Source organism: Bradyrhizobium sp. AZCC 1719 (assembly GCF_036924525.1).
Lineage (GTDB): Bacteria > Pseudomonadota > Alphaproteobacteria > Rhizobiales > Xanthobacteraceae > Bradyrhizobium.
The window spans coordinates 1,300,171-1,325,362 of the sequence record NZ_JAZHRU010000001.1 but is presented as its reverse complement, the minus strand read 5'-3'; the positions used below and the strand labels follow the sequence as shown (position 1 = coordinate 1,325,362).

Sequence of the window (25,192 nt, the reverse complement as noted above, 5' to 3'; positions counted from 1 at the left end):
TTGCCTGCTGCAAAGGTCGGGCCTCTCGACAACTTGATCAATCTTGATTATGTAAATCAATATGAAAAAACCCGCCGGGCTTTACCTCTCGGCCCGCGAGGCCTCCGCCGAACTCGCGATCTCCCAGGCGACCCTCTACGCCTATGTCAGCCGTGGCCTGATCCGGTCGGAACCGTCGGAGGATTCTCGCAGCCACCGCTACCGGGCCGAGGACGTCCGCACACTGAAAGAGCGGCGCGCACCGTCGCCGGAGCCGCGCGGCCTGCGCAGCTTCGACGCCGATCTGCCGGTGATGGATTCGGCCGTCGGAACCATCACCGAGGACGGCGCGATTTATCGCGGCGTCAACTGCATCGATCTCGCCGAGCGCGACACGCTCGAACATGCCGCGACGCTGTTGTGGGATGTCACAGGCGTCGATCCCTTCGATCAGAACAATTGTCCTGTTGTGTCGGACGAAATGCGCGCCGTGGCCGAGGCCGCACGTGGGGCTAATGCGATCGATCGCGCCATCGCCGTGCTGGCGCTCGCCGCCAGGGCTGACCCGAAGGCCTTCACCCGCGCCGACGAAGAGCGCGCGATGCTGGGTGGCCGCATCATGCGCCTCGTGGTCGCGACCATGCTGAACGCCAAATCCTCGGCAAAGCCGCTTCACTTGCAGATCGCACGCGTCTGGGCGCCGGAGCACAAGCACGCGGCCGATCTGATCCGCCGCGCGCTGGTGCTGCTGGCCGATCATGAGCTGAATGCCTCGACGTTCACCGTGCGCTGCGCGGCCTCGACCGGGCTAAATCTCTACGATGCCATGATCGCCGGTCTCGTCGCGCTGAAGGGCCCGAAGCACGGCGGCGCCGGCGTGCTGGCGGCGCAGCTTTTGAAGACGCTTGCCAATGGCGAGGTCGCCCCCGTCATCCGCGAGCGCGTCGCGCTCGGCGAACGCTTCGCGGGCTTTGGTCATGGGGTCTATAAGCATGGTGACCCCCGTGCGTGGGCGCTTTTGGAGGTGCTGGCACGCTCGGGCGCGGACCGTAAGTTTACCCATGAAATCCCCGAGCGGATCGCCGAAGCGACCGGCGAGTTCGTCAATATCGACTATGCCCTTGCGGTGCTGGTGCACACGCTCGGCCTGCCGCCGGGCCATGAACTGGTGCTGTTTTCCATGGCGCGAACGGTCGGATGGATCGCGCATGCCTGCGAGCAATTGCGCCATGGCCGGCTGATCCGGCCCCGCGCGCGCTATGTCGGCCCCGCACCGGGACGGAGCCCCGTCCGCGCCTGACGGCGGCGCAGCGTCCAGATGCCGAACGTGATGATCGCCGCCGCGAACACGGCCAGAATCCACAGATGCTTGCCAGTGTGTTGGTGATGCGGCAGGCCGGCATATTCATGCAATGCCGAGACCGCGAGCACACCTGGCAACACATGCGCCAACGCCCAGGCGAGTACCGCCGGGATATTGACGCTGAAGAACAGCATCGGCGGCATCCCGAGCGCGCCGGCCGTCACAGGTACGAAGGCGCGGATCGGCGGCACAAAGCGCGCGAACAACACCGCCAGCGTTCCCCAGCGGTGGAAGAACGTCTCGCTCTGCGCCATCACGCCTGGATATTTCGACATCGGCCAGGCGTTGAGAATTTCGCGTTGCGAGCGATGGCCGGCCCAGAACGCCAATCCGTCGCCGAGTATGGCGCCGGCGATTGCGGCTGCCAGCACGCCCCACAGCTTCAGTTCGCCGCCGGGCACCAGTGCACTCAGCGCAAGGATGATGGTCGAGCCCGGAACCAGCGCGCCTGCGACCGGGATCGCTTCCAGGAGGGCCGCCAGAAATAGCGTCAGGTAGGCCAGCCACGGATGGGCCGATACGACTGCAATCACGGGATCGAGGAATGAAGTCACGACTGCCGTCCTGTGGGTGGCCGCCTGGACCCAGAGCTACCAAGCCCGGGCAGGGGCCGAAAGTGCCGGCAGACCTTCGGCATGGCCCGGCAAAGTGGCCAAGCCGGCAAAAGTGCGGCGTGATTCGCAGAGCAGCCCTCCAAAAACTCGAGAGATGGCTTATCTCAATGATAAGGCAATGGAACTTTGATTGCGCCGCGGGCTTCTGCCGGCCCCTGCTCTCTGCTAGGTTCACGTTAGCCCCCATCCGCAGCCATTCAACAGATCTGGTTTCGGGAACGCCCGGGACCTCGGAGGATTGATGACGACCGCCGCCATGAGCAAAGTTTCGGAGCCCGTCGGACTGCCCGACATGAAGGTGTCGGTCCGGCAGGTTTTCGGTATCGACAGCGACCTCGAAGTGCCGGCCTATTCCGAAGTCGACCCGCATGTGCCGGAAGTCGATTCGGACTACCGCTTCGACCGCGCCACCACGCTCGCGATTCTCGCCGGTTTCGCCAAGAACCGCCGCGTCATGGTCACCGGCTACCACGGCACCGGCAAATCGACCCACATCGAGCAGGTCGCCGCAAGGCTGAACTGGCCCTGCGTGCGCGTCAACCTGGACAGCCACATCAGCCGTATCGATCTGGTCGGCAAGGACTCGATCGTCATCAAGGACGGTAAGCAGGTCACCGAATTCCGCGACGGCATCCTGCCCTGGGCGCTGCAGCACAACATTGCGCTGGTGTTCGACGAATACGACGCCGGCCGCCCCGACGTGATGTTCGTGATCCAGCGCGTGCTGGAAGTCTCCGGCCGCCTGACGCTGTTGGACCAGAACAAGGTGATCAAGCCGCACCCGGCGTTCCGCCTGTTTTCGACCGCCAACACGGTCGGCCTCGGCGACACCTCGGGCCTCTATCACGGCACCCAGCAGATCAACCAGGGCCAGATGGACCGCTGGTCGATCGTCACCACGCTGAACTATCTGGCGCATGACGAGGAAGTCGAGATCGTGCTGGCCAAGGCGCATCACTACCGCACCCAGGAAGGTCGCGACATCGTCAACAAGATGGTGCGGCTGGCCGATCTCACCCGTAACGCATTCGCCAATGGCGATTTGTCGACGGTGATGAGCCCGCGCACCGTGATCACCTGGGCCGAGAACTCCGACATCTTCGGCGACATCGGCTTCGCGTTCCGCGTCACCTTCCTCAACAAGTGCGACGAGCTGGAGCGGCCGCTGGTGGCCGAATTCTATCAGCGCTGCTTCAACCAGGAGCTGCCCGAGAGCTCGGTAAACGTGGCGCTTTCGTAGCTGTCGTTCCCGCGAAAGCGGGAACCCATGCGCCGAGGACTTTCGATGGAAGGATGCTGCCAACGTCGGGTGAATTAACGACCGCTGGTGGTTATGGGTCCCTGCTTTCGCAGGGACGACGGGTGATAGAAACGTAATGACGACGTCGAACATCAAATTCCGCACCGGCTCCAAGGAAGCCCCGACCGAACCGTTCAAGCGCGCGGTGACCTCGTGCCTGCGCGCGATCGCGAAGGCGCCAGAACTTGAAGTGACATTCGCGGCCGAGCGTCCCGGTCTTGCACCGGGCAAGGCGCGGTTGCCGGAGCCGGCCCGCAAGATGACCAAGCGGGATGCTGCGATCGTGCGGGGGCACGCCGATTCGGTCGCGTTGAAGCTCGCCTGTCATGATCCCAAGGTGCATCGCAAGCTGATGCCGGGAAATCCGCAGGCGCGCGGCGTGTTCGAGGCGGTGGAGCAGGCCCGTGTCGAGGCCATCGGCTCGCGGCGGATGGCGGGTGTGGCGAAGAACCTTACCGCGATGCTCGACGATCACTTTCATCGCGGCAAATACGACGAGATCACCGACCGCGCCGATGCGCCGCTGTCGGATGCGCTGGCGATGCTGGTGCGCGAACGGCTGACGGGCCTTGCGCCGCCGACGGCTGCGAAAAAAATGGTCGATCTCTGGCGTCCGGCGCTGGAAGACAAGATCGGCACCCGGCTCGACCAACTCAGCCGCGTCACCGAGGACCAGGCCAAGTTCGGCGATCTCGTGCACGACCTCTTGTCGGCGCTCGACCTCGGCGACGACCGCGATGCGGACGCCGATGACGACGAAAACGATGACGAGAACCAGGACGGCGAGAGCGATCAGTCCGGCGCCGAGGGCTCGCCCGATTCCGATGCCGCGCAGGAAATGAGCGCCGACCAGGCGCAGGCTTCCACCGACGAAATGTCGGAAAGCGCGATGGAGAGCGCGCAGGCTTCTACGTCAGATACGTTCGACGACGGCGAACTCGGCGACGACGAGACGCCGGGCGAAGCGACGCGGCCGAATACGCGTGGCGCCAACGAGCCGCGCGGCCCGGAATATCACGCCTTTGCACCGAAATTCGACGAGGTCATCGCCGCCGAAGATCTCTGCGACCATGACGAGCTGGAGCGGCTGCGCTCCTACCTCGACAAGCAGCTCGCGCATCTGCAGGGCATCGTGGCGCGGCTCGCCAACCGGCTGCAGCGCCGCCTGATGGCGCAGCAAAACCGGGCCTGGGAGTTCGATCTCGAGGAAGGCATCCTCGACCCGGCACGCCTGTCGCGCGTGGTCACCGATCCCTATCACCCGCTGTCCTTCATGCACGAGAAGGAAGCAACCTTCCGCGATACCGTGGTGACGCTGCTGCTCGATAATTCCGGTTCGATGCGCGGCCGGCCGATCACGGTGGCGGCCACTTGCGCCGACATTCTCGCGCGCACGCTGGAGCGTTGCGGCGTCAAGGTCGAGATTTTGGGTTTTACCACCCGCGCCTGGAAGGGCGGCCAGTCCCGCGAGGCCTGGCTCGCGGCCGGCAAGCCGGCCAATCCCGGCCGGCTCAACGATCTCCGCCACATCATCTACAAGTCCGCCGACGCGCCCTGGCGCCGTTCGCGCAAGAATCTCGGCCTGATGATGCGCGAGGGGCTGCTGAAGGAAAACATCGACGGCGAGGCGCTGGACTGGGCGCACAAGCGACTGCTCGGTCGCGCCGAGCAGCGCAAGATCCTGATGATGATTTCGGACGGCGCGCCGGTGGACGATTCCACGCTGTCGGTCAATCCCGGCAACTACCTCGAGCGGCATCTGCGCCACATCATCGAGGAGATCGAGACCCGTTCGCCGGTCGAACTGATCGCGATCGGCATCGGTCACGACGTCACTCGCTACTACCGCCGCGCGGTCACCATCGTCGATGCCGAGGAGCTCGGCGGCGCCATCACCGAAAAACTCGCCGAGTTGTTCAGCGAGACCCACGGCGCCGCGCCTGCCACGGGCCACCACCGGCCGCGCCGCCTGCACTCGTGAGCGCATGCCCCCGCTCATAGGCCGCCGCCGCGTTTTGAAATATGCAGCGGCGGGGCTTTCCATGGCTGCCGTGCCCGGCGCGGCATTGGCGCAGACCGCCGTTCAACGGCCGCCGAGGCAGGCCGTTCCCGACGAGTTCTCGGTCAGTGCGCCAGCTTCGATCGACGTCAATGCAAGGCCGCTGCAGTCGTTCGACACCCGCGACCGCTCGCGTGTGCGGTTCGGCGAACTCGAATTTCGCAGCGGACTGATTCTCACCTCGCGGTTTCGCGGCTTCGGCGGCTTGTCCGGCCTGCGGCTGGATCCAAAGGGCGAGCGCTTCATCGCCGTCAGCGACAAGGGGGGCTGGTTCACCGGCCGCATTGTCTACAAGGGCCGCGAGATGACCGGACTCGACGATGTCGAGGCCTCGCCGGTGCTGGGTCCCGACGGCAAGCCGATCACCTCGCGCGGCTGGTACGACACCGAGGCGATCGCGCTCGACGGCTCGCTGGTCTATGTCGGTCTCGAGCGCGTCAATCAGATCCTGCGCTTCGACTTTTCCAAGGGATTTACCCGCGCGCATGGCGAATTGATTCAGTTGCCGCTGGGCGTGCGCAAGCTGCCCAACAACAAGGGAATCGAGGCGCTTGTCGTGGTGCCGAAGGGCTTGCCGCTGGCGGGAACGCTGATCGCGATCTCCGAACGCGGGCTCGATGCGCAGGGCAACATCACAGCCTTCCTGATCGGCAGGACGCTGGGGCTGTTCAGCATCCGCCGCAGCGACAATTTCGATATCAGCGACGCGGTGCTGTTGCCGTCCGGTGGGCTGCTGCTGCTTGAGCGCAAATTCTCCTGGCTCGGCGGCGTCGGCATCCGCATCCGCCGCATAGCACTTGCCTCTATCGCCCCCGGGGCAGTTATCGACGGCCCCGTGATCTTCGAGGCCGACCTCGGCAGCGAGATCGACAATCTGGAAGGCATCGACGCCCATGTCACGCCGGAGGGCGAAACGGTCCTGACGCTTGTCTCCGACGACAATTTCTCGATGATCCAGCGCAATCTGCTGCTGCAATTCGCGCTGGTAGAGTAGGGGTGGGTTGCAGCCGGCGCGGGTTGAGGCGACAGGGCCGGCTCGTTACACCATAAGGCTCGCTGTCCTCCAGTCCGGATAATGTCCCCATGAGCGCTTTGTTTACCCCGATCAAGCTGCGCGGCCTCAACCTCGCCAACCGCATCATGGTGGCGCCGATGTGCCAGTATTCGGCCGTCGATGGCGAGGCCAATGACTGGCACTTCACCCATATCAATTCGCTGGCGCTGTCGGGGGCGAGCGTCTTCTGCATCGAGGCGACTGCGGTGGAGCCGACCGGCCGGATCACGCCGGGCTGCCTCGGCCTCTACAATGACGCCACCGAAGCCGCGCTGAGGCCGATCCTGGCGTCTGTGCGCAAGCGTTCGAAGGCCGCCGTGATGATGCAGCTGGCGCATGCCGGCCGCAAGGCGTCGAGCCACACGCCGTGGGATGGCGGGCAGTTGATCCCGGTGGCCGAAGGCGGCTGGCGGGCGGAGGGGCCGTCGGCGATCCCGCACAAGGAGAGCGAGCCGCCGCCTGTTGCCTTCGATGCCACGGGGCTTGCGCGCGTGCGCGATGCGTTCGTGGCGACTACCAAGCGCGCCGAGCGGCTCGGCATCGACGCGATCGAGGTGCATTCCGCGCACGGCTATCTCCTGCACCAGTTCCTGTCGCCGATCGCCAACCGGCGCACCGATCAATATGGCGGCTCCTTGCAAAATCGCATGCGCTTTCCGCTCGAAGTATTCGACGCGGTGCGCGCCGCGTTTCCGCATGACAAGCCGGTGGGATTGCGCGTCTCCTGCACCGACTGGGTCGAGGGCGGCTGGGATCTGGCGCAGACCATCGAGTTTGCGCAGGAGCTGAAAAAGCGCGGCGTCGACTGGATCGATGCGTCCTCGGGTGGCGTGTCGCCGCTGCAAAAAATTCCGCTCGGCCCCGGCTATCAGGTGCCGTTCGCGCAAGCGATCCGCGAAGCGACAGGCCTCACCACCATTGCCGTCGGGCTGGTCACCGAGCCGAAGCAGGCCGAGGAGATCGTCGCCTCAGGCAAGGCCGACATGGTCGCGCTCGCCCGCGCCATGCTCTACGACCCGCGCTGGGGCTGGCATGCCGCCGCCGAACTCGGCGGCGAAGTGTTCGCCCCGCCGCAATACTGGCGCTCGCAGCCTTCGACGCAGAAAGCGCTGTTCGGCGCGACCACATTCGGCACGCGGTAGCGCGCATACGCGCTTCGTAGCTTCGTAGCCCGCATGAGCGAAGCGACATGCGGGATTGATGACGCGAGAGCGGTCCCGGATGTCGCTTCGCTCATCCGGGCTACATGATCCCTCAACGCGGCGGTTTCGGCGCCGCGTCGACGGCGCGGACCTGCCAGAATCGCAGCAGGCGACGGGCGTTTTCGACCGTCAGTTTTGCGTATTGCTCTCTTGCTTTCGCGAGCTCGTGCCGGCCCATCGATCCGGCGGCGAAGCGGCTGTCGAGCACGGCGGCCACCGTGTCCCAGTTCAACCCGGCGACGCGGCAGGGGATCAGCACGCCGTCATCGCGCAGGCTCTGCATCACCGGCCGGATCACGTCGACGCTCGAGCCTGATAGTTCGGCGAGCGCGGCGACCGTCTCGGCGTATTTCCGCTCTCTCGCAAATGCCAAGAGCTCCGGCTCGTTGAGCTTGCCGTGCTTGGCGAGCGCGGCGACGAAGCGGCGGGCGGCAGCGAAATCGCGCGTGCGCGACATTTCGCGGTGGGCGCCGGTGGAGGCGGCGGCGATCGCGTTGCGGATTTCCTCGAACAGATGCGGCGGCGCGCGCGACAACAGCCGCGAGCGCACGGCTTCCGTTGCGCTCTGCAGCAGTTGCCGGCGCTGTTCGGCCGGCAGGTCGACGCGGATGCCGGTCTCGACCGCCAGATCAGGATCGCTCTCCGCCTGCTTCAGCACGATGGCATAGCCGCTCGCCGACATTCGCGCGCCGGGATTGGTGACGAGCCGCCGGCTGACGGAGGGATAATGCCGCTTGAGCAGCGCATCGGTGACGATCTCGGTCAGCCACCAGCGCCCGGAGATCGCCAGCAGATGCTGCTCGCCCTTGGTTTGCGCCAGCTCCACCAGATCCTCGGCCGTCAGCCGCGCCGATTCGGTCAGCACCGGACGCGCGATCGAAATCTCGTCATTGTGCGCGAGCCGTCGGATCACGATCGGCGGCGCATGCTTGGCGGAAGCGAGCTGCGTGCTCAATTCGGCAAGCGCAATGCGCGCGGAAACATCGGCCAGCGCGCGCAGCTCGATGGTGCGGATCAGCCGTTCCAGCACGTCGCCGAACAGCTCGATCTGCTCGCCGGAATAGCCGTCGGCGGACAGCAGAAACAGGTCGGTGACCTGCCTCAGCGCATCCAGATGTTTTTCCGCCGAGCCGGCCTGGATGGCCGCCTCGACCTCCTCGGTGATCGATCGTTCCAACATCGCTCGTCCTGAGCGTTTCCGGCCGGTTCTGGCAGCAGATAGGTGAGATTAGGGAGCAGAGTTGAACGATTCGTAAACCATTTGGGTTCCGCAGCGGCAGGAATGCGGCCGCAAGGTTGCGGAGGCGCCAGGCCAGTGGCCGAGTGGTGCGGCGTGCGCGCTTTCTTCCTTCTCCCCTTGTGGGAGAAGGTGGCGCGAAGCGCCGGATGAGGGGTTCTCTCCGCGGAGACAGACCCCTCATCCGTCTCGCTGCCGCTACGCGTCAGCGATCCACCTTCTCCCACAAGGGGAGAAGGGAAGGGGAGCCCGTTGCTCTTTCGCATCATTGCGAGCGCGGCTTGTATGGTGGGCACGCTGCGCTTTGCCCACCCTACGATTCCGCGACGTCCTCCGCGCTCGCGTGCGCCGGCGGTGTCGGCATCGGGAATTTCTCGTAATGCTTCGGCAGGTTCACCGGCCGGTAGCTCGGCAGCGCGTCCATGCGCTGCAGCGCCGACTCATGGATGACCGCGCCGTCCGGGATCAGCCGCGGCTCGGCGTCGGGAATGTAGTAGCCGAAATGGCTCTCGCGTGCCGGCCATTCCTTGTATGTCGCGCGCTTCGGCAGATATTCGAGCAGCCACCACGCGCCGCGCAGCGACTCGTGCAGCTCGCCGCGCACGTCAGGCGCGACATAAGCGAACGGGCTGCCCTTGCGCTGGATGCCCCAGGCGAGCTGGTTGACGGTGGCCTGGTTCACCTTCAGCCCGCATTTCACCGCCTCGTCGATCATCCAGAGCAGCGGATATTTTGAAAGCCCGCTTTGCTTTTCCGGATAGCCGCCGCCGATATCGGCATGCACGCCTGAGAACCACACCTGCAGGATATCCTGCGGCTCGGCGTGGACGTCGTTGAAGCGCACCGGCTTATAGGTCTGCGGATCATCCCACTTCTTTAAGCGGAACATGCAGCGCCGCTCGTCGATCGAGATCGCCTGCCGGAACGTCTGCACGCTCGGGTTCGCAATGGTGAACGCGAGCTCCTCCAGGCTCGGCCAATAGAAGCGATCGGCCCGCGGCACGATCACGCTCGCGACCGTATCCCAGACGCCGACGAAGCGGATCACAGGCCAGCGGGCCGAGGTGATGCGCGCGAACTGCGCGGCATTGTCGAACGCCGTCTGCGGCAGCGGCCCTCCCGCGTCGCCGGCATCGCTGAGCAGCTTCATCTCGCGGCGCAGCTTCGGCGCCTCGTCGGAGGAAAACTGCTTGTAGGCGATCAGGCCGCTTCCTGCGAGATTGACCTGCTCGGGCGAGATCAATCCAATCTTGTGCACCAGCCCCGCCAGCACCCGCACGGTATAGGCGCCGCGGGAAAAGCCGAACAGATAGATCTGGTCGCCTTCGCGATAATGCTGGACCAGGAAGCCATAGGCCGCGAGCACGTTGTCATCGAGCCCATAGCCGGTGGCAAGGCCTAAGATGGCGTTGAAATCCTGCTTGAGCTTGTGCCACGGGTCCGGCCGCTCCAGCGTGCCGACGCCGGGATCGTAAAACACCATCTGCCGCGGCTCGGTCTTCTCCGTCTTGCGCAGGCAGCGATAGAGCTTGAGCACGTTGGAGATGTTCTCGGAAATCTCGTTGCCGGTGCCGTCGCAGCAGATGATGATGTTGCGCATGGTGATGCCCCCCGATGCCACCGGAGCGAGTATAGCGAAGTTTGGGGATTTTGGATGGCGGCGCGTATCGCCGCGTCACGCCGCCTCGGTGACCGCGCGAATCTTCAGGTGCACGCCAGTCTCTTCCTGCAAGTGCATGCACAAGAAAAAGCGGCTGGGTCATTCGATCCGGCCGCTGCAAATTCTGATCCGCCGATGGAGCTAAATCTCAGCGTGCCTTCTTCGCCGGAGCGGGCTTGGCCTTCAGCAGGAAGGCATCAAGGCAGTCAATGCCACCTCCCGTAAACGGCCTTGGCATGCTATATGTCCTGTGACGAGCGCGCTTTGGCGCAGTCCAGCGAGACAAGGCGATCCGAGATGTCGAAGCCGGTCATTTTCACCATTTCCGCGACCTGGGACGATGAAGCCTCGGTTTGGAGCGGGCATTGCGACGACATTCCGGCTGCAGCCGATGCCGCCACGCTCGACGAGTTGCTGGCGAAGATATCGGCGATGGCGCTCGACCTGCTTCCAGATAATCATCCCGACGTCGATCCGGCGTCTCTGTTTCTTCAGATCACCGCGCTGCGCGAAGCCGAGCCGGCCGCAGCCTGAATGGCTCCTCAATTCGACAAGCCATTGCGCGATTTGCTGCGCGCCGCAGGGTGCATGCTGGTCCGGCAGGGCAAGGGCAGCCACGAAATCTGGCATAGCCCGATCACCAAACGGAATTTTCCGGTGCCTGTGGGCATTCCGAGTCGCCACACCGCGAATGCGATCTTGCGTCAGGCCGGCTTGCCGAAGGCATTCTGAATCGCTGCGCCAGGAAAGACGTGGATGGCCGGGACAAGCCCGGCCATGACGGAGGAGCGGCGCGCGCCCCAAAACAAAAACGGCCGGGTCTTCCGACCCGGCCGCTCCAAACTCCGATCCGCCGATTTAAGCTTCGCTCAACTCGCCTTCTTCACGAACGCGGGCTTGCCGATCTTCTTCTCGATCGCGCGCTTCAGATCGAGCGCGCGGGGGGAGAGGACGTCGGCCTTGGCCTTGAGGAGGTAGGCGTCGAGGCCGCCATTGTGGTCGACGCTCTTGAGCGCATTGGTCGAGACGCGCAGGCGCACGTTGCGGCCGAGCGCGTCCGAGATGAAGGTGACGTTGGCCAGGTTCGGCAGGAAGCGCCGCTTGGTCTTGATGTTGGAGTGGCTCACCTTGTGGCCCACCTGGGGGCCCTTGGCCGTCAGTTCGCAGCGCCGGGACATTCCGAAAAATCCTCTTCCATCCCCGCCAGGGCCAAGCCGCTTCTCGCGGGCGCCGCGGGGGTCCAAAATCGCGTCCATTTCCAGGAACCGCGGACGTATAGGGGGAGACGGCCACGGGGTCAAGGTTCTTGGGCTGGTCCCGACCGCTGAATTCGCGGGTTTGTAAGGGGTTCCAGCCACTTAAGCCAATCATATAAAGGGCGTAATCCCGGCCGACATCATGGGTTTAGCACGAAAAGACCTTGGCCTTCCCCGCGAGCGGCGGGCGGTGATGAAAGGTCCTTTAAAGGGCGTGGTTTTCGCGAAAACACGCGTTGTTTGCCGGATATTTTTGCCTAAATGAACACCCAATCGCGCCGATCCCGGGATTTCTCATTCGTGACTGCCAGATGCGCCGTTTCGCGCCAACCTCTCTCCGCCAGGCTCGGCCTCGTTGTCGGCTTGGGCGCCGCCGCGTGGGCAGCGCTCGCGCCGCAGGCCGCGAGCGCGCAGGGGCGGCTGGATGCGCATTATGAGGCGACGCTGGCGGGCATCCCCGTCGGCAAGGGAAGCTGGACCATCGAAATCGGCGACGATGTGTTTTCGGCCTCGGCGCAAGGCGGCACGGCCGGGCTGTTGAAGGCGTTTTCCGGCGGCACCGGTTCCGGCGCCAGCCAGGGCCGCATCGTGAACGGCGCGCTGGTGGCGAACGCCTATACCGCGACCACCACCACGCAGAAGAAATCCGAGACCATCCGGATTTCGCTGGCCAATGGCGGCGTGAAGGAATTTTCGATCGACCCGGCGCCGCCGGTCGATCCCGGCCGCATTCCCGTCACCGACGCGCACCGCAAAAGCGTGCTCGATCCCATGACAGGCTCACTGCTGCGCGTGCCCGGCAATGGCGAAGTGCTGGCGCCGGATTCCTGCCGCACCGGAGCCGGGATTTTCGACGGACGCATGCGCTACGATCTCAAGCTCGATTACAAGCGCATGGAAACGGTCAAAGCCGAAAAGGGCTATCACGGGCCGGCGCTGGTCTGCGCGATCTATTTCAACCCCGTCGCGGGCTACATCCCCGATCGCCCCGTGATCAAATATCTCGCGAACGAACGGCGGATCGAGATCACGTTCGTGCCGATTGCGGGGACGCGCGTCCTGGTTCCCTTCCGCATGACGATCCCGACGCCGTTTGGCCTGGCGATGCTGGAAGCGACGTCGTTCGTGACATCGGCGATGCCGCCACGGGTGGCGAAGACGAACTAAAGTTCTTCCCTTCTCCCCTTGTGGGAGAAGGTGGCGCGAAGCGCCGGACGAGGGGTTCTCTCCGCGCGCACGACTCGTGGAGAGAACCCCTCACCCGTCGCCGAACTTCGTTCGGCGCCACCCTCTCCCACAAGGGGAGAGGGGAAGAGAGATCGCGCTAGGGGCGAGCGCAGCCCGCTCGCGACGAAATCGATGCAATCGCCATGAATCATGTTGACTCTTGACCACTTCTGATTCGACTCCGGTCTTTAAGAAATTAGTCCCGAAACCGTCGCTTGTGGAGCCGCCGTAAACTTGATCTAGTGCCGCCCCGAGCGCTTCAGCGCGAGATGTTGCGGTGAACGTATCGGGTCTCGGGAGGAGTCAGCGATTCGGACGCGATTCGTTCCAGACTCGTTCCAAAGCTTAAGCCGCGACCGCATCACCGTCGCAAAGTGAAACAGAATCGGCCGAATTGACGCCGAGGGAAGAGGGTTCTCAGTTTTCCGTCATGCGAAGCGACTTGTCCGCCGTAGCTTTAGCGAAGGCGGAAGCAATCCATCTCACCGCAAGCTGAGGAATGGATTGCTTCGTCGCTTGCGCTCCTCGCAATGACGGCCTGAGCGCCAGCACCAAAAAGAAACACCTGTACAGAATGGCTTTCTCTCCTTCCACGTTCGCGACTGATCGCGCGCCCGGCGCAGGCGTTACCGCTGTCCTCGGGCCGACCAATACCGGCAAGACGCATCTGGCCATCGAGCGGATGCTGGGGCATTCGTCGGGCGTGATCGGGCTGCCGCTGCGGCTGCTGGCGCGCGAGGTCTACAACAAGATCGCCGATCGCGCCGGGACGGAAGCGGTTGCGCTCGTGACCGGTGAAGAGAAGATCAAGCCGAAGAATCCGCGCTACTGGGTCTCCACTGTCGAAGCGATGCCGCGCGATCTCGACGTGTCGTTTCTTGCCGTCGACGAAATCCAGATCGCGGCCGATCTCGAGCGCGGGCACGTCTTCACTGACCGCATCCTGCATCGGCGCGGCCGCGACGAGACGCTGCTGTTAGGGGCCGCCACCATGCGCCCGATCATCGAGCGGCTGCTGCCGGGCGCTTCCATCGTCACGCGTCCGAGGCTCTCGCAGCTCGAATTCGCCGGCGACCGCAAGATCACGCGCCAGCCGCGGCGCACTGCGATCGTCGCGTTCTCGGCCGATGAAGTCTACGCGATCGCCGAATTGATCCGCCGCCAGCATGGCGGCGCGGCCGTCGTGCTTGGCTCGCTCTCGCCGCGTACGCGAAACGCGCAAGTCGCGATGTTCCAGAACGGCGACGTCGACTATCTCGTCGCCACCGACGCGGTCGGCATGGGCCTGAATCTCGACGTCGACCACGTCGCGTTTGCCTCCGACCGCAAGTATGACGGCTATCAGTTCCGCCGGCTCAATCCGGCCGAGTTCGCGCAGATCGCGGGTCGCGCCGGGCGCGCCACCCGCAACGGCACCTTCGGCACCACCGGCCGCTGTGCACCGTTCGAGCCGGAACTGGTGAACGCGCTGCAGAACCACACGTTCGACAGCGTCAAAATGCTGCAATGGCGGAATTCGAAGCTGGATTTTTCTTCGCTCGGCGCGCTGCAGGTCTCGCTGGCCCTGCCGCCGGGGCACGAGGCCTTGACCCGCGCGCCGATTGCCGAAGATCTGCGCGTTCTCGATCATGCGGCGCGCGACGGCGAGGTGAGGGAAATGGCCCACGGCGCACCAGCCGTGGAACGGCTGTGGGACGCCTGCCAGATCCCGGATTACCGCAAGATCGCGCCGGCTGCCCATGCCGAGCTCGTGACCACGCTTTATGCTTTCCTGATGAAGAAAGGTCGGATACCCGACGCATGGTTCGCCGCCCAGGTCGACCAGGCCGACCGCGTTACCGGCGATATCGACACGCTGTCGGGCCGGATCGCGCAAATCCGCACCTGGACCTTCGTCGCCAACCGGCCGGACTGGCTGTCCGACCCCGACCACTGGCAGGGGATCACCCGTGAGGTGGAAAATAAATTATCCGATGCGCTGCATGAACGGCTTACGGAGCGTTTCGTTGACCGGCGGACCAGTGTATTGATGCGCCGCCTGCGGGAGAACTCAGTTTTGAATACGGAAATTGGCAAGACCGGCGAAGTGATTGTGGAAGGCCACGCGATCGGCCGGCTCGATGGATTTACCTTTGCACCCGATGCGGCGGAAGCCGGCTCGGACGCCAAGGCGCTGCAGGCCGCCGCCCAGCAGGTGCTGGCGAGCGAGATCAACGCGCGCGCGGAAAAGCTCTCAGCCGCGCCGGACGATCAGTTCGTGCTGACCTCCGACGGCACCATCCGCTGGACCGGCGATGCGGTCGCAAAACTCGTCGCGGCCGACGATGCGCTGCATCCGCGTATCCGCATCATTTCCGATGAGCGCCTCTCCGGTGCGCCGCGCGAGGCCGTGCAAACGCGGCTCGATCTGTGGCTGAAGACGCATATCGAAAAGCTGTTGGGGCCGCTGTTCGGGCTGTCGAAGGCCGAGGACATCACGGGTATTGCGCGCGGCATCGCGTTCCAGCTCGTCGAAGCGCTCGGGGTGCTGGAGCGCTCGAAGATCGCGAGCGAGATGAAGGATCTCGACCAGGCCTCGCGCGCGACGCTGCGCAAATACGGCGTGCGCTTCGGCGCCTATCACATCTATTTCCCAGGGCTCCTGAAGCCCGCGGCGCGCGCGCTGGCCTCGCTGTTGTGGGCCGAGAAGCAGGATAATGTCGATATGTCCGCGCTGTCAGGCGCGCAGCATCTGGCGAGCTCGGGGCGCACCTCGTTCCCGGTCGATAAGCAGCTCGCCCGCGATGCCTATCGCGTGCTCGGCTACCGCCAGTGCGGCGAGCGCGCGGTGCGCGTCGACATCCTGGAGCGTCTCGCCGATCTCATTCGTCCCGCTTTGGCGTGGCGCGAAACGTCGCCGGGCGAAAAGCCGGCCGGCGCGTTCGACGGCCGCGGCTTTGTGGTGACGCAGGCGATGACCTCGCTGACTGGATCGGCCGGCGAAGATTTCGCCTCGATCCTGCGCGCGCTCGGTTACCGCATGGACCGCCGCCCGCAGCTCGCCCCGAAGCCCGCGCCCGAGGCCGTCGTCGAGACGGTCTCCGCTGAGACGCCGCCGGTTGAGGCGAGCGCCGAGACGACCGCTGATGCGCCGGCGGAAGAAGTCGCGGCCGAAGTGCCTGTCAGCGACGGGCCCGCGCCGTCGTCGGCGTCGCTGCTGCCGGATGTGACCCCGGTAGCCGCCGAAGAACCCGCTGCTGCGGTGGAAGCTGCGCCCGCCGAGACCACACCGGCGGAAGCCGCGATCGCGGATGCGCCTCCGGAACAGGAGACGCCGGAAGCAGTCAGCGCCGCGGAAGCGGCGGCCGAACCCGAAACCGCGAGCGAAGCGCCTACCGAAGCCGAAGCGCCTGCAGAAGCCGCTTCCGTCGAAGCTCCGGCGGCCGAAGCCAAACCCGAGACACCGACAGAGACACCGGCAGAGCCTGCACTCGTCGAAGTCTGGCGGCCCGGCGGCCGTTCCGACGAGCGCCGTCCGCATCACGACCGCAGCCGCCAGCGCCATCACCGCGCGGGCGAGGGCGTGCAAGCGGCTGCCGGAGAAGGCGAGGGCGCGCAACGCCACCGTCGCGGCCGCCGTCATGGCGAGTTCAGAAAGCCCCGCGAGGGCGCACCGGCCGATGCTGCAGCGGCACCTGCCGCAGAGAGCGCGCCGGCCGCTGAAGCGCGTCAGGACCGTCCGCCGCGCGAGCGTTTCGAGGGCAAGGGCCGCGACCGCGAGGAGCGCCGCGACAAATTCGATCGCAACAAGGGCGAGCGCAAAGGTGGCCGCGACAAGGGCGAGCGCGGCGGCCGTGATTTCGGCGGACGCGACAAGGGCGGCCGCGACAAGCGCGACTCTGGCCCTTCGCACCGTCAATGGGCGACGAGCGCGAGCCCGCGCGACCGCGACCGGCCGATCGATCCGAATTCACCGTTCGCAAAACTGGCGGCGCTGAAGGAACAGCTTGCCGGCCGCAAGGAATAACCAAAGCGTTTTCAAGCGAAGTGGCTATCGGTTCGCGGTCCAAGAAAACGCGTGAAGAATAAGCTACGAGAGATTAGTTGGAGCGGCAGCGTCTCGACAAATGGCTGTGGCATGCGCGGGTGGTGAAGGCCCGCACCTCGGCTGCCGCCCTCGTCGAGGCCGGTCACGTTCGCATCAACGGCGTGCGTGAAATGGCGCCGGGACATTCGGTGAAGGTCGGCGACGTCTTGACGATCGGGCTCGATCGCACCGTGCGTATCCTGAAAGTGGTGGGATTTTCCGAGCGGCGCGGCGACGCTGCGGCGGCGCGCGTGCTCTACGATGATTTGCAGAACGACAAACAATAACTATCTGGAAAGGGCTCGCTGGGACGCCTGAAAAACGGCCGCTAAGGGCCCGCTGCTTCCCTTGCGGCAGCGCACCGCATGCGCTACGCAAACCCCGGAAAACTGATCCGTTTCGGAGCGTTGGATGACTTACGTCGTCACTGAAGCCTGCATCAAGTGCAAATACACCGACTGCGTTGAGGTTTGCCCCGTCGACTGCTTCTACGAGGGCGAGAACATGCTGGTCATCCATCCCGACGAATGCATCGACTGTGGCGTCTGCGAACCCGAATGTCCTGCGGATGCCATCAAGCCCGACACCGAGCCGGGCCTCGAGAAGTGGCTCGAGGTCAACACCGAGTACGCCAAAAGCTGGCCCAACATCACCCAGAAGAAGGACGCCCCGCCGGACGCGAAAGAATGGGAGGGTGTCGAGGGCAAGTTCGAGAAATATTTTTCCAAGGAACCCGGTGCCGGCGATTAAGCCTGTGGATAAGTTAAGGGCTCGTCGAGCCTGATTTTGGCCTCAATCTGAACCGAACGCGGTGAGCGGATTTAACCCTGTTACCGGACTTATGACGGAAACCGCCCCGTAAGGGCCCGGAACCCGGCGTAAATCATTGATTTTTGCGGAAAATGTGCTATATTGGGCACATTCTAAGCCGATCCCGGCCATGCGTATCCTGTGGCCCCGGTGGGTTTCGTAAAAACATCGAACAGGGGCGTGGCAGTTCCGCGCGCAGGCTGTGTCACAGAAAACGCGTAAAAAGAGTGCTTCCAAGACGACGAAAAAAGCCGCTCCGGCCAGCCGCAGCGCAACCAAAGGCCGTGCCAAGGCGCCCATGAAGGACGCCAAGAAGGTTTCGGCCACAAAGTCCTCAAAGAACAAAAGAAGCGCAATGCCAGAAAAGACTGCCAAGACCGCCGCGAAAGCGACGGGTTCGAAGACCACTGCGTCGAAAGTTGCTGCCAAGCATCCCGTCAAGACCCCTGTGAAGGCTGCTCCCCCGAAAGCCGCCGCGCCGAAGGCTGCTGCCAAGCCGGTCGCTACCGCGCCGCGCGTCGAGGAGCCGAAGAAGGTCGTGACCCAGCGTCAGGGCTTCAAGGCCAATGAATTCGTGGTCTATCCGGCTCACGGCGTCGGCCAGATCCTGGCCATCGAGGAGCAGGAGATCGCGGGCGCCAAGCTCGAGCTGTTCGTGATCAATTTCATGAAGGACAAGATGACGCTCCGCGTGCCGACCGCCAAGGTCGCCAATGTCGGCATGCGCAAGCTGTCCGAGCCGGCGCTGGTCAAGAAGGCCCTCGAAACCCTGAAAGGCCGTGCGCGCGTAAAACGCACGATGTGGTCGCGCCGGGCGCAGGAATACGAAGCGAAGATCAATTCGGGCGACATCGTCGCGATCGCCGAAGTGGTCCGCGACCTCTATCGCTCGGAATCGCAGCCCGAGCAGTCCTACAGCGAACGCCAGCTCTATGAAGCGGCGCTCGACCGCCTGTCACGCGAAATCGCGGTCGTGCAGCATTCGACCGAGACCGAAGCTGTCAAGGAAATCGAAAGCCAGCTCGCCAAAAGCCCGCGCCGCGGCGCCAAGGCCGAAGCCACCGAAGCTGACACTGAGGCCGACGAGGCGGATGTCGATGCCGACGGCGACGACACAGCCGTGGCGGATGAGGCAGCCTGAAAGAATCCCAAGGATTGAAACGAAAAGCCCGGTCGAGAGACCGGGCTTTTTGTTTTGGAGGTCTACGCGAGCGAAAATGATTGCGGGGAGAGCGCTGCGGTCGCGGGGTTAAATCCCAGTGGGAAAGCGCTTGGCGGTTCCCTTCGGCCATCGCCGGTTCCCGTTGCGAAGAAAGGCCTCTCAGCCGGTTCCATTCCTTGGCGCGGAAACGGCCAGCTTTCGACCTCTTGTGACCCGAATCGCGGGAGAATGTCCCGGCCACTTCAAGATCTACCGCAAGGGGGATTCGATGAAAGGGCAGGTACAGTCCATCTTCTTCGCAATTGTCACGGCAGCTCTCCTGGCAATTCCCTTGGCCGCGCTTCTTCCGGTCAGCGCGTCGGCCGCGCAGGCCAGGGAGTGCAGTGCCGCTGTGCCCAAATCGGCGAAAGGGCATTGGTCCTGGCGCATGATTGACGGCCGCAAATGCTGGTACTCGGGCAAGGCCGTGATCTCGCGATCAGCGTTGCGCTGGCCCGCTGCTGCGCCGGTGCAAGCCAAAGCCGAGGCAGCCGTACCGGTCACCGTCAGCATCGTCACAGAGAAGCGCAGCGAGCCCATGGATGCGCAGGCGCGGATGCTTGACGATGACAATAGTTTTGAGTCGCGGTGGCGTTCGCGTGTGACAATCGAGTAGGGTCGAGAGAGATCGCCGTCGCCCCTGCCGAAAGCGGGGGCCCATAACCACAGGGCGATGTTGCTGCGTTTGGGCGCTTTGCGGATTGCGCTATTACAGCGACCGCGGCGTATGGGTCTGCGCGCCCCGTGCGTACTTGCGCACTAGAGCGTTTTCCAGCGAAGTGGACACCGGTTCGCGTCAAGAAAACGCGTCAAAATAAGAATCTAGAGCCCGGTTCTGATTCAATCAGAACCGAAAAGGCTCTAGGCGGGGACGACGACGCAGCGGCGTGCTTCCCCCACTCAGTCCACCACGATCTTCACGCGGTCGCGCGGCTTGACCTGGGCGTGCTGGTCGAGGCCGTTAAGGATGCGGAAGCGCTCGGTGGGGCGGTCGACGCCGGTCATGCGGTGGGAGAGCGATTCCACGGTGTCGCCGGGCTGCACGGTGATGACCTTGATACGCAAGGGGCGCGCAGCCTGGATTTCTTCCAGCGTCAGGCGGCGGAACGAGTTGACGGTCTCGCGCGCATTGCGCTCGCTTTCGGTATTGCGCTGCTTGGCGGCGAAGATGAAGCGGTAGACGTCGCTGCCGTAACGCAGCGCAAAGACCTTGAACTGCCACTGATCGCCATTCGCCGAGGCCGAAGCCACCGGGAAACCGTTGATCATGAGGTCTTCGGTCGAGCCCTTGTCGACACCTTCCATCCAGCCGGAATTGAGGTAATCGGCCAGCGACTGTTCGGCCGGCACGCGCACCACGTCGAAGCGCATCGCCTGCGTGCCGCCCTCGCGCACGCCGATCACGGCCTGCGCAGTGTTGTCGAGCGTGAACGTCTCGGGCGCTTGGAAGGTGAAGCCGAGTTTCGGATGCAGGAAGCGGCGCCCGCGTACAAAGCCCTCGCTGGGGTCCTCGCCATAGACGATGTTGTCGATGGCGGCGAGATAGGTCTCGCGGTCGCGCTCGGCGCTCTGTGGCGAGGTATACTGCCGCGCGCTGGCCTGCGCGTTCTGCACGCGCTCGGGGGTTGCCGGATGCGAGGACAGAAAGTCTTGCGCGCGCGGATCGAGCGAGGTCTTGCCGGCCTTCAGCGCCGCATTGCGCTCCATCGCGGCGAGGAAGCGCGCCGCACCATAGGGATCGAAGCGGGCACGGGCCGAAATGCCGACGCCGATGCCATCGGCCTCGAATTCCTGCTGCCGTGAGAAGCTCGCCATCGTCAGCTTGGTTTTCGCCAGCGCCAGCGCGGTCAGATCCGGATCGTTGCTCATGTCGGTGACGACGCGCGTCACCACCGCCGCCTGCCGCGCCTGGTCTTCCCGGATCGAGGCGTGTTTTGCGATGACATGCGCCATCTCGTGGCTCAGCACCGAGGACAGTTCCGAGGTGTCGCTGGCGAGCGCCACCAGCCCGCGCGTCACATAGAGCTGGCCGGTCGGCAGCGCGAAGGCGTTCACCGCGCCGGAATTGAGGATGGTCACCCGGTAGGCCTGGTCCGGACGGTCCGACGCCGCCACCAGCCGGTCGACCGTCTTGCCGATCAGGATTGCGAGTTTCGGATCGTCATAGGCGCCGCCGTAGGAGGCCAGAATGCGCTCGTGTTCGCGCTCGCTTGCCGGCGTCTGCGCGACGGTGCGGCTCGGCTTTGGCGCGGGCACCGTCGGCGCGGCCGTCTCGATCTTTCCAAGGTTTCCACAGGAAGAGAGCGTGAGCGCAGCGCACAACAGCGCCGGCGCAGCCAGAAGGCGGCGGCCCGTGTTTCCTTCGCGCCGTGGTGCACGATGCGTCAAATCAGCCACTAAGATCACGATCCAACCGGGATCCTTGATCTCATCCCCTCTTCTTTGCGCGTGATCCCGGCGAAGACCGATGCCCAGCCTTCGAATCAAACGCTATTTCCCGCCCAGCACCTCAATCTGCCCCACCCGAAGCAACTCAATTCGCGGTCCTCCCCGCGACGAGACAACGCCGCGGACACGAATCCGTCGATTTTCGAGCGACTTAGGTCCAAGGCCGGCGCTCTCGAACGCCGGTATGATGCGCCTTGAAATAGTCGCAGCAAAGTCCCGTGTCCAGTTCCGCCCGAAATTCAGGTAGGTCATTGCCCCAGCCTGCCGAACGGACAGCACTCTGCCCTCGACCACCGTAAACTGCCCAATCGCGGCCAGAATATCGCCCGGACTTTCCGCGTTTTTTATGGCGGTTGAACTTGCCCAGATTCCCAATTTGGCATTTCTCGCCACGCCCTCGGCGGCGGACAGCGCTGCAGCGCAATTTTTGTCGGATATATCGCTCGAAACCAGGGCCTCGCCGCGGCGCAGCAGCTCGCTTTGCACCGATTGTTCCGAGCCGGTCACGAACACAAAGGCCGCCTGCCGGCCGTAGCGATCCGGCGTGTCATCCTCGCCATGCAAGGTCACCTCGCGGCCGGTGATGATGGCGGACAATGCGGCTCTGCCCCCGGCCGTGTCGGTTCCCGTGCGCTCGATGCCGGCGAGGCGGATTTCGCGGCCGTCCTCGAGGCGAAAGCCGCGCGCATCGACCACGGCAGCGACGCGCCCTTCGCCTTGCCGCTCAGCTAAGCAATCGGCAGCGTCGGCCTGTCCGGCGACGGACGCCAGCACGAGAAGCGATGCGGCGCATGCCGGAAGCGCAGCGCTGCCACGCGATGCCGGACCAACCATGCCGCTGCTCTCCACCCTGCCTGCTCCTGTATGCTCGATTAACGACAGTAATACTACCTGAGATTGCCACGTAGGGGGAGACAATGGAAGTCAACGGCATCGCCCATATTTTTCTCACCGCCTCGAATTACGAACGCTCCCGCGATTTCTATTCAAAGCTGTTGCCGTTTCTCGGCTTGAAGCCGGTCATCGATACCGAGATGACCTACTACTGCGTCGGCGGCCGCACCGCGGTCGGCATCAGCGCGCCGTCGCCAGAGCACGAAGGCGCCGCCTTCGAACAGCAGCGCGTCGGCCTGCACCACCTCTGCTTCCGCGCCCGTGAACGCGCCGACGTCGATGAGCTGCGCGGCTTCCTCCAGACGCTCGGCGCCAAAATCATCCGCGCGCCGCGCGAGGACCAATGGGCGCCGGGATACTATTCGATTTTGGTCGAAGACCCCGACGGCATCCGGCTCGAGCTCAACCACGTGCCGGGGAAGGGGTTGTTGGCCTAGCGTGCTGTGTAGGATGGGTGGAGCGAAGCGATACCCATCATATCGCCGCGCAAGGAATTGATGGGTTTCGCTTCGCTCCACCCATCCCACGAGATCATTCCGCTTAGCGGAAATCGCGCCTGGCGCGCTCTTTCTCTTCGCCTTGCCGCTATGCACACCATGCGGCATGATCGCGCCGAAAATATTCAAAGTCGCAGGCAATGCGGCGACCAATAGGGAGAAACTCCATGAAGAGAGCAATCACAGCCGTCTTCGCCGCCGCGCTGGCGATGTCGGCGAGCGCAGCGATGGCGCAGGGCAAGCCGCCGCTCAAGCTCGGCGGCATCCTCGACATGTCCGGGCTCTACGCAGACATCACCGGGCCGGGCTCGGAGACCGCTGCGAAGATGGCGGTGGAGGACTTTGGCGGCGAGGTGCTGGGGCGCAAGGTCGAGATCGTCGCGGCCGATCATCTCAACAAGGCCGATCTTGCGGCCAGCATCGCGCGCGACATGCTCGACAACCAGGGCGTCGAGATGCTGTACGACGTGGCGGCCTCCGCCACCGCGCTCGCCGCCGGCGAGATTGCGAAGGCGCGCAACAAGATCGTGATGTATAGCGGCCCCGCCTCGATCCGGCTGAGCAACGAGGCCTGCGGTCCCTACACCGTGCATTATTCCTACGACACGTTTGCGCAGGCCAACGTCACCGGGCTCGCCACCGTCAAGAGCGGCTTCGAGACCTGGTTCTTTCTCACCGCCGACTATGCCTTCGGCCAGGACCTGGAAAAGGACACCAGCAATGTGGTGGTGAAGGCCGGCGGCAAGGTGCTCGGCAGCGTCAAGCATCCGCTCAACACGTCGGATTTCTCCTCGTTCCTGCTGCAGGCGCAGAGCTCGAAGGCCAAGGTTGTCGGCCTCGCCAATGCCGGCGGCGATACCATCAACGCGATCAAGCAGGCGGCGGAATTCGGGCTGACCAGGAGCGGCGGCCAAAAGCTCTCGCCGCTGCTCGCCTTCGTCACCGACATCGACAGCGTCGGGCTGGAGACTGCGCAGGGCCTGCTGCTTGCCGAAGCCTTCTACTGGGACCTCAACGACGACACCCGCGCGTTTTCAAAACGCTTCATGGAGCGCGTCAAGCGGCCGCCGACCGCGGCGCAGGCCAGCGTCTATTCGTCGGTCCTGCATTACCTGAAAGCCGTGAAGGCCGCGAACACCACGGATGCGGCCGCCGTCATGAAGGTGATGAAGGAGACGCCGGTCAACGACATGTTTGCCAGGAACGGCAAGATCCGCGACGATGGCCGCATGGTGCACGACATGTATCTGTTCGAGGTCAAGAAGCCGTCGGAATCGAAGGCGCGCTGGGATTATTACAAGCTGCTGGCGACCATCCCCGGCAACGAGGCATTCCAGCCGCTGGAAGCCTCGCGGTGTCCGCTGGTGAAGAAGTGACTTCGTGACTTCGTCACGAAGTCATCCCGGGGCGATGCGAAGCATCGAACCCGGGATCTCGAGATTCCCCGATGCGCAATTGCGCATCTGAGGTCTGGTGCTATCGCACCATCCCGGAATGACGGAGCCAACCAACAAACGAAAGCACCACCCCATGAGCGCAAACGAAATGGTCCTCCAGAAGTTCGAACAGGGCTTACTCACCATCACGATGAACCGCCCCGACCGGCGCAACGCGCTCAATCCGGACATGACGCGCGGATTGGTCGAAGCCGCGCGGCGTGCGGCTGACGATCACGAGGTACGCGCGGTGCTGATCAAGGGCGCCGGCGGCACGTTCTGCGTCGGTGGTGACGTCAAGTCGATGGCGGAGGGCAGGGCGTCGCTCGGCTTCGAGGCCAAGATGGCGAACTTGCGCCGCGGCATGGAGGTCTCGCGCATCCTGCACCAGATGCCCAAACCAGTGGTGGCGCAGCTCGATGGCGCCGCCGCGGGTGCCGGTCTCTCCATCGCACTATCCTGCGACCTGCGCGTCGCCAGCGCCTCCTGCAAGATCACCACCGCGTTCGCCAAGGTCGGATTGTCAGGGGATTACGGCGGCACCTATTTCCTCACCCAGATGCTTGGAGCTGCGAAAGCGCGCGAGCTCTATCTGACCTCGCCGGTGCTGAGCGCGACGGAAGCCTACAATCTCGGCATGGTGACAAAGGTAGTGCCGGATGCCGATATCGATACGGAGGCGCACGATCTCGCGATGTCGCTGGCGCAGGGACCGTCGGTGACGCTGGGTTACATCAAGCGCAACATCAACAACGCCGAGACGATGTCGCTGGAAGCCTGTTTTGACGCAGAAGCGATCCATCATTCGCGCTCGGGCGACACCGCCGATCACAAGGAGGCCGCAAAAGCCTTTGTCGAGAAGCGCAAGCCCGTGTTCTCAGGCCATTGA

Annotated in this window: 22 protein-coding genes; 16 read left to right on the top strand and 6 right to left on the bottom strand. The window is 64.3% G+C overall.

The genetic code is table 11. The features are described 5' to 3' along the window. Window positions 1-61 precede the first annotated feature (61 nt). Window positions 62-1,279: a citrate synthase family protein gene (locus V1292_RS06405; RefSeq protein ID WP_334371146.1), complete on the top strand. Its 1,218-nt coding sequence runs from the start codon at window positions 62-64 to the stop codon at window positions 1,277-1,279. Here V1292_RS06405 and V1292_RS06400 read toward each other — a convergent pair. Further along, window positions 1,237-1,896: a DedA family protein gene (locus tag V1292_RS06400; RefSeq protein WP_334371145.1), complete on the bottom strand. Its 660-nt coding sequence runs from the start codon at window positions 1,894-1,896 to the stop codon at window positions 1,237-1,239. The genes V1292_RS06405 and V1292_RS06400 overlap by 43 nt on opposite strands. A gap of 301 nt (window positions 1,897-2,197) precedes the next feature. Between V1292_RS06400 and cobS the strand changes: the two genes are divergently transcribed. The 4 genes from cobS to V1292_RS06380 all read left to right on the top strand — a co-directional run bounded on the left by cobS (window position 2,198) and on the right by V1292_RS06380 (window position 7,511). Continuing rightward, window positions 2,198-3,196 (top strand): cobaltochelatase subunit CobS, encoded by a 999-nt coding sequence (gene cobS / locus V1292_RS06395; protein ID WP_065746623.1) that lies wholly within the window; start codon window positions 2,198-2,200, stop codon window positions 3,194-3,196. Between the two features lie 136 nt (window positions 3,197-3,332). Next, window positions 3,333-5,237, top strand: a complete 1,905-nt coding sequence (cobT, locus tag V1292_RS06390) for a cobaltochelatase subunit CobT (RefSeq protein ID WP_334371143.1) — start codon at window positions 3,333-3,335, stop codon at window positions 5,235-5,237. A 4-nt stretch (window positions 5,238-5,241) separates the two neighbouring features. Continuing rightward, window positions 5,242-6,309, top strand: a complete 1,068-nt coding sequence (locus V1292_RS06385; RefSeq protein ID WP_442895497.1) for an esterase-like activity of phytase family protein — start codon at window positions 5,242-5,244, stop codon at window positions 6,307-6,309. A gap of 89 nt (window positions 6,310-6,398) precedes the next feature. Beyond that, window positions 6,399-7,511 (top strand): NADH:flavin oxidoreductase/NADH oxidase, encoded by a 1,113-nt coding sequence (locus V1292_RS06380; protein WP_334371141.1) that lies wholly within the window; start codon window positions 6,399-6,401, stop codon window positions 7,509-7,511. Between the two features lie 112 nt (window positions 7,512-7,623). Here the strand turns inward: V1292_RS06380 and V1292_RS06375 are convergent, their stop codons facing one another. Then, entirely contained in the window at window positions 7,624-8,751 is a 1,128-nt protein-coding gene (locus V1292_RS06375) for a DUF2336 domain-containing protein (RefSeq protein WP_334371139.1), read from the bottom strand. 370 nt (window positions 8,752-9,121) lie between these two features. Next, on the bottom strand, window positions 9,122-10,408 hold the full coding sequence (locus tag V1292_RS06370; RefSeq protein ID WP_334371137.1) for a DUF2235 domain-containing protein: 1,287 nt from the start codon (window positions 10,406-10,408) through the stop codon (window positions 9,122-9,124). 357 nt (window positions 10,409-10,765) lie between these two features. Between V1292_RS06370 and V1292_RS06365 the strand changes: the two genes are divergently transcribed. Together V1292_RS06365 and V1292_RS06360 are read left to right on the top strand one after the other, a co-directional pair. Continuing rightward, window positions 10,766-11,002: a DUF1902 domain-containing protein gene (locus V1292_RS06365; RefSeq protein ID WP_334371135.1), complete on the top strand. Its 237-nt coding sequence runs from the start codon at window positions 10,766-10,768 to the stop codon at window positions 11,000-11,002. Then, entirely contained in the window at window positions 11,003-11,200 is a 198-nt protein-coding gene (locus tag V1292_RS06360; RefSeq protein ID WP_161851308.1) for a type II toxin-antitoxin system HicA family toxin, read from the top strand. Window positions 11,201-11,337: 137 nt separating this feature from the next. Here V1292_RS06360 and rpmB read toward each other — a convergent pair whose 3' ends face one another. Beyond that, window positions 11,338-11,646: a 50S ribosomal protein L28 gene (rpmB, locus tag V1292_RS06355; protein WP_334371132.1), complete on the bottom strand. Its 309-nt coding sequence runs from the start codon at window positions 11,644-11,646 to the stop codon at window positions 11,338-11,340. Between the two features lie 339 nt (window positions 11,647-11,985). Between rpmB and V1292_RS06350 the strand changes: the two genes are divergently transcribed. The 6 genes from V1292_RS06350 to V1292_RS06325 all read left to right on the top strand — a co-directional run bounded on the left by V1292_RS06350 (window position 11,986) and on the right by V1292_RS06325 (window position 19,644). Then, window positions 11,986-12,891: a DUF3108 domain-containing protein gene (locus V1292_RS06350; protein ID WP_442895496.1), complete on the top strand. Its 906-nt coding sequence runs from the start codon at window positions 11,986-11,988 to the stop codon at window positions 12,889-12,891. 634 nt (window positions 12,892-13,525) lie between these two features. Next, window positions 13,526-16,957, top strand: coding sequence for a helicase-related protein (locus tag V1292_RS06345; RefSeq protein WP_334371131.1), 3,432 nt, complete (start codon window positions 13,526-13,528; stop codon window positions 16,955-16,957). A 77-nt stretch (window positions 16,958-17,034) separates the two neighbouring features. Next, a complete protein-coding gene (locus V1292_RS06340) occupies window positions 17,035-17,304 on the top strand; it encodes an RNA-binding S4 domain-containing protein (protein WP_057842041.1) in 270 nt (89 codons plus the stop codon). Between the two features lie 124 nt (window positions 17,305-17,428). Next, on the top strand, window positions 17,429-17,767 hold the full coding sequence (gene fdxA / locus V1292_RS06335; protein WP_334371128.1) for a ferredoxin FdxA: 339 nt from the start codon (window positions 17,429-17,431) through the stop codon (window positions 17,765-17,767). 415 nt (window positions 17,768-18,182) lie between these two features. Further along, window positions 18,183-18,968 (top strand): CarD family transcriptional regulator, encoded by a 786-nt coding sequence (locus tag V1292_RS06330; RefSeq protein WP_334371126.1) that lies wholly within the window; start codon window positions 18,183-18,185, stop codon window positions 18,966-18,968. Between the two features lie 130 nt (window positions 18,969-19,098). After that, window positions 19,099-19,644, top strand: coding sequence for a hypothetical protein (locus tag V1292_RS06325; RefSeq protein WP_334371124.1), 546 nt, complete (start codon window positions 19,099-19,101; stop codon window positions 19,642-19,644). 284 nt (window positions 19,645-19,928) lie between these two features. Here the strand turns inward: V1292_RS06325 and V1292_RS06320 are convergent, their stop codons facing one another. Together V1292_RS06320 and V1292_RS06315 are read right to left on the bottom strand one after the other, a co-directional pair. Beyond that, the gene (locus V1292_RS06320; RefSeq protein WP_334376956.1) at window positions 19,929-21,416 is read right to left on the bottom strand and encodes a M48 family metalloprotease; all 1,488 of its coding nucleotides are present in this window, start codon (window positions 21,414-21,416) and stop codon (window positions 19,929-19,931) included. Window positions 21,417-21,518: 102 nt separating this feature from the next. Then, the gene (locus V1292_RS06315; RefSeq protein WP_442895601.1) at window positions 21,519-22,310 is read right to left on the bottom strand and encodes a thermonuclease family protein; all 792 of its coding nucleotides are present in this window, start codon (window positions 22,308-22,310) and stop codon (window positions 21,519-21,521) included. Between the two features lie 83 nt (window positions 22,311-22,393). On the opposite strand from V1292_RS06315, the gene V1292_RS06310 reads away from it, so the two are divergent. The 3 genes from V1292_RS06310 to V1292_RS06300 all read left to right on the top strand — a co-directional run bounded on the left by V1292_RS06310 (window position 22,394) and on the right by V1292_RS06300 (window position 25,192). Further along, the gene (locus V1292_RS06310) at window positions 22,394-22,807 is read left to right on the top strand and encodes a VOC family protein (RefSeq protein ID WP_334371121.1); all 414 of its coding nucleotides are present in this window, start codon (window positions 22,394-22,396) and stop codon (window positions 22,805-22,807) included. A gap of 227 nt (window positions 22,808-23,034) precedes the next feature. Then, window positions 23,035-24,243, top strand: coding sequence for an ABC transporter substrate-binding protein (locus V1292_RS06305; RefSeq protein WP_334371119.1), 1,209 nt, complete (start codon window positions 23,035-23,037; stop codon window positions 24,241-24,243). A gap of 154 nt (window positions 24,244-24,397) precedes the next feature. Further along, window positions 24,398-25,192, top strand: a complete 795-nt coding sequence (locus V1292_RS06300; protein ID WP_334371117.1) for an enoyl-CoA hydratase — start codon at window positions 24,398-24,400, stop codon at window positions 25,190-25,192.

Bases quoted from the DNA above. Each gene is read 5' to 3' on its own strand.
- V1292_RS06380 (WP_334371141.1), top strand. From the start codon at position 6,399: ATGAGCGCTTTGTTTACCCCGATCAAGCTGCGCGGCCTCAACCTCGCC.
- cobT (WP_334371143.1), top strand. From the start codon at position 3,333: ATGACGACGTCGAACATCAAATTCCGCACCGGCTCCAAGGAAGCCCCG.
- V1292_RS06405 (WP_334371146.1), top strand. From the start codon at position 62: ATGAAAAAACCCGCCGGGCTTTACCTCTCGGCCCGCGAGGCCTCCGCC.
- V1292_RS06300 (WP_334371117.1), top strand. From the start codon at position 24,398: ATGAGCGCAAACGAAATGGTCCTCCAGAAGTTCGAACAGGGCTTACTC.
- cobS (WP_065746623.1), top strand. From the start codon at position 2,198: ATGACGACCGCCGCCATGAGCAAAGTTTCGGAGCCCGTCGGACTGCCC.
- V1292_RS06365 (WP_334371135.1), top strand. From the start codon at position 10,766: ATGTCGAAGCCGGTCATTTTCACCATTTCCGCGACCTGGGACGATGAA.
- V1292_RS06310 (WP_334371121.1), top strand. From the start codon at position 22,394: ATGGAAGTCAACGGCATCGCCCATATTTTTCTCACCGCCTCGAATTAC.
- V1292_RS06375 (WP_334371139.1), bottom strand. From the start codon at position 8,751: ATGTTGGAACGATCGATCACCGAGGAGGTCGAGGCGGCCATCCAGGCC.
- V1292_RS06385 (WP_442895497.1), top strand. From the start codon at position 5,242: ATGCCCCCGCTCATAGGCCGCCGCCGCGTTTTGAAATATGCAGCGGCG.
- V1292_RS06315 (WP_442895601.1), bottom strand. From the start codon at position 22,310: ATGGTTGGTCCGGCATCGCGTGGCAGCGCTGCGCTTCCGGCATGCGCC.
- V1292_RS06370 (WP_334371137.1), bottom strand. From the start codon at position 10,408: ATGCGCAACATCATCATCTGCTGCGACGGCACCGGCAACGAGATTTCC.
- V1292_RS06345 (WP_334371131.1), top strand. From the start codon at position 13,526: ATGGCTTTCTCTCCTTCCACGTTCGCGACTGATCGCGCGCCCGGCGCA.
- V1292_RS06360 (WP_161851308.1), top strand. From the start codon at position 11,003: ATGGCTCCTCAATTCGACAAGCCATTGCGCGATTTGCTGCGCGCCGCA.
- V1292_RS06330 (WP_334371126.1), top strand. From the start codon at position 18,183: ATGCCAGAAAAGACTGCCAAGACCGCCGCGAAAGCGACGGGTTCGAAG.
- V1292_RS06350 (WP_442895496.1), top strand. From the start codon at position 11,986: ATGAACACCCAATCGCGCCGATCCCGGGATTTCTCATTCGTGACTGCC.
- fdxA (WP_334371128.1), top strand. From the start codon at position 17,429: ATGACTTACGTCGTCACTGAAGCCTGCATCAAGTGCAAATACACCGAC.
- V1292_RS06305 (WP_334371119.1), top strand. From the start codon at position 23,035: ATGAAGAGAGCAATCACAGCCGTCTTCGCCGCCGCGCTGGCGATGTCG.
- rpmB (WP_334371132.1), bottom strand. From the start codon at position 11,646: ATGTCCCGGCGCTGCGAACTGACGGCCAAGGGCCCCCAGGTGGGCCAC.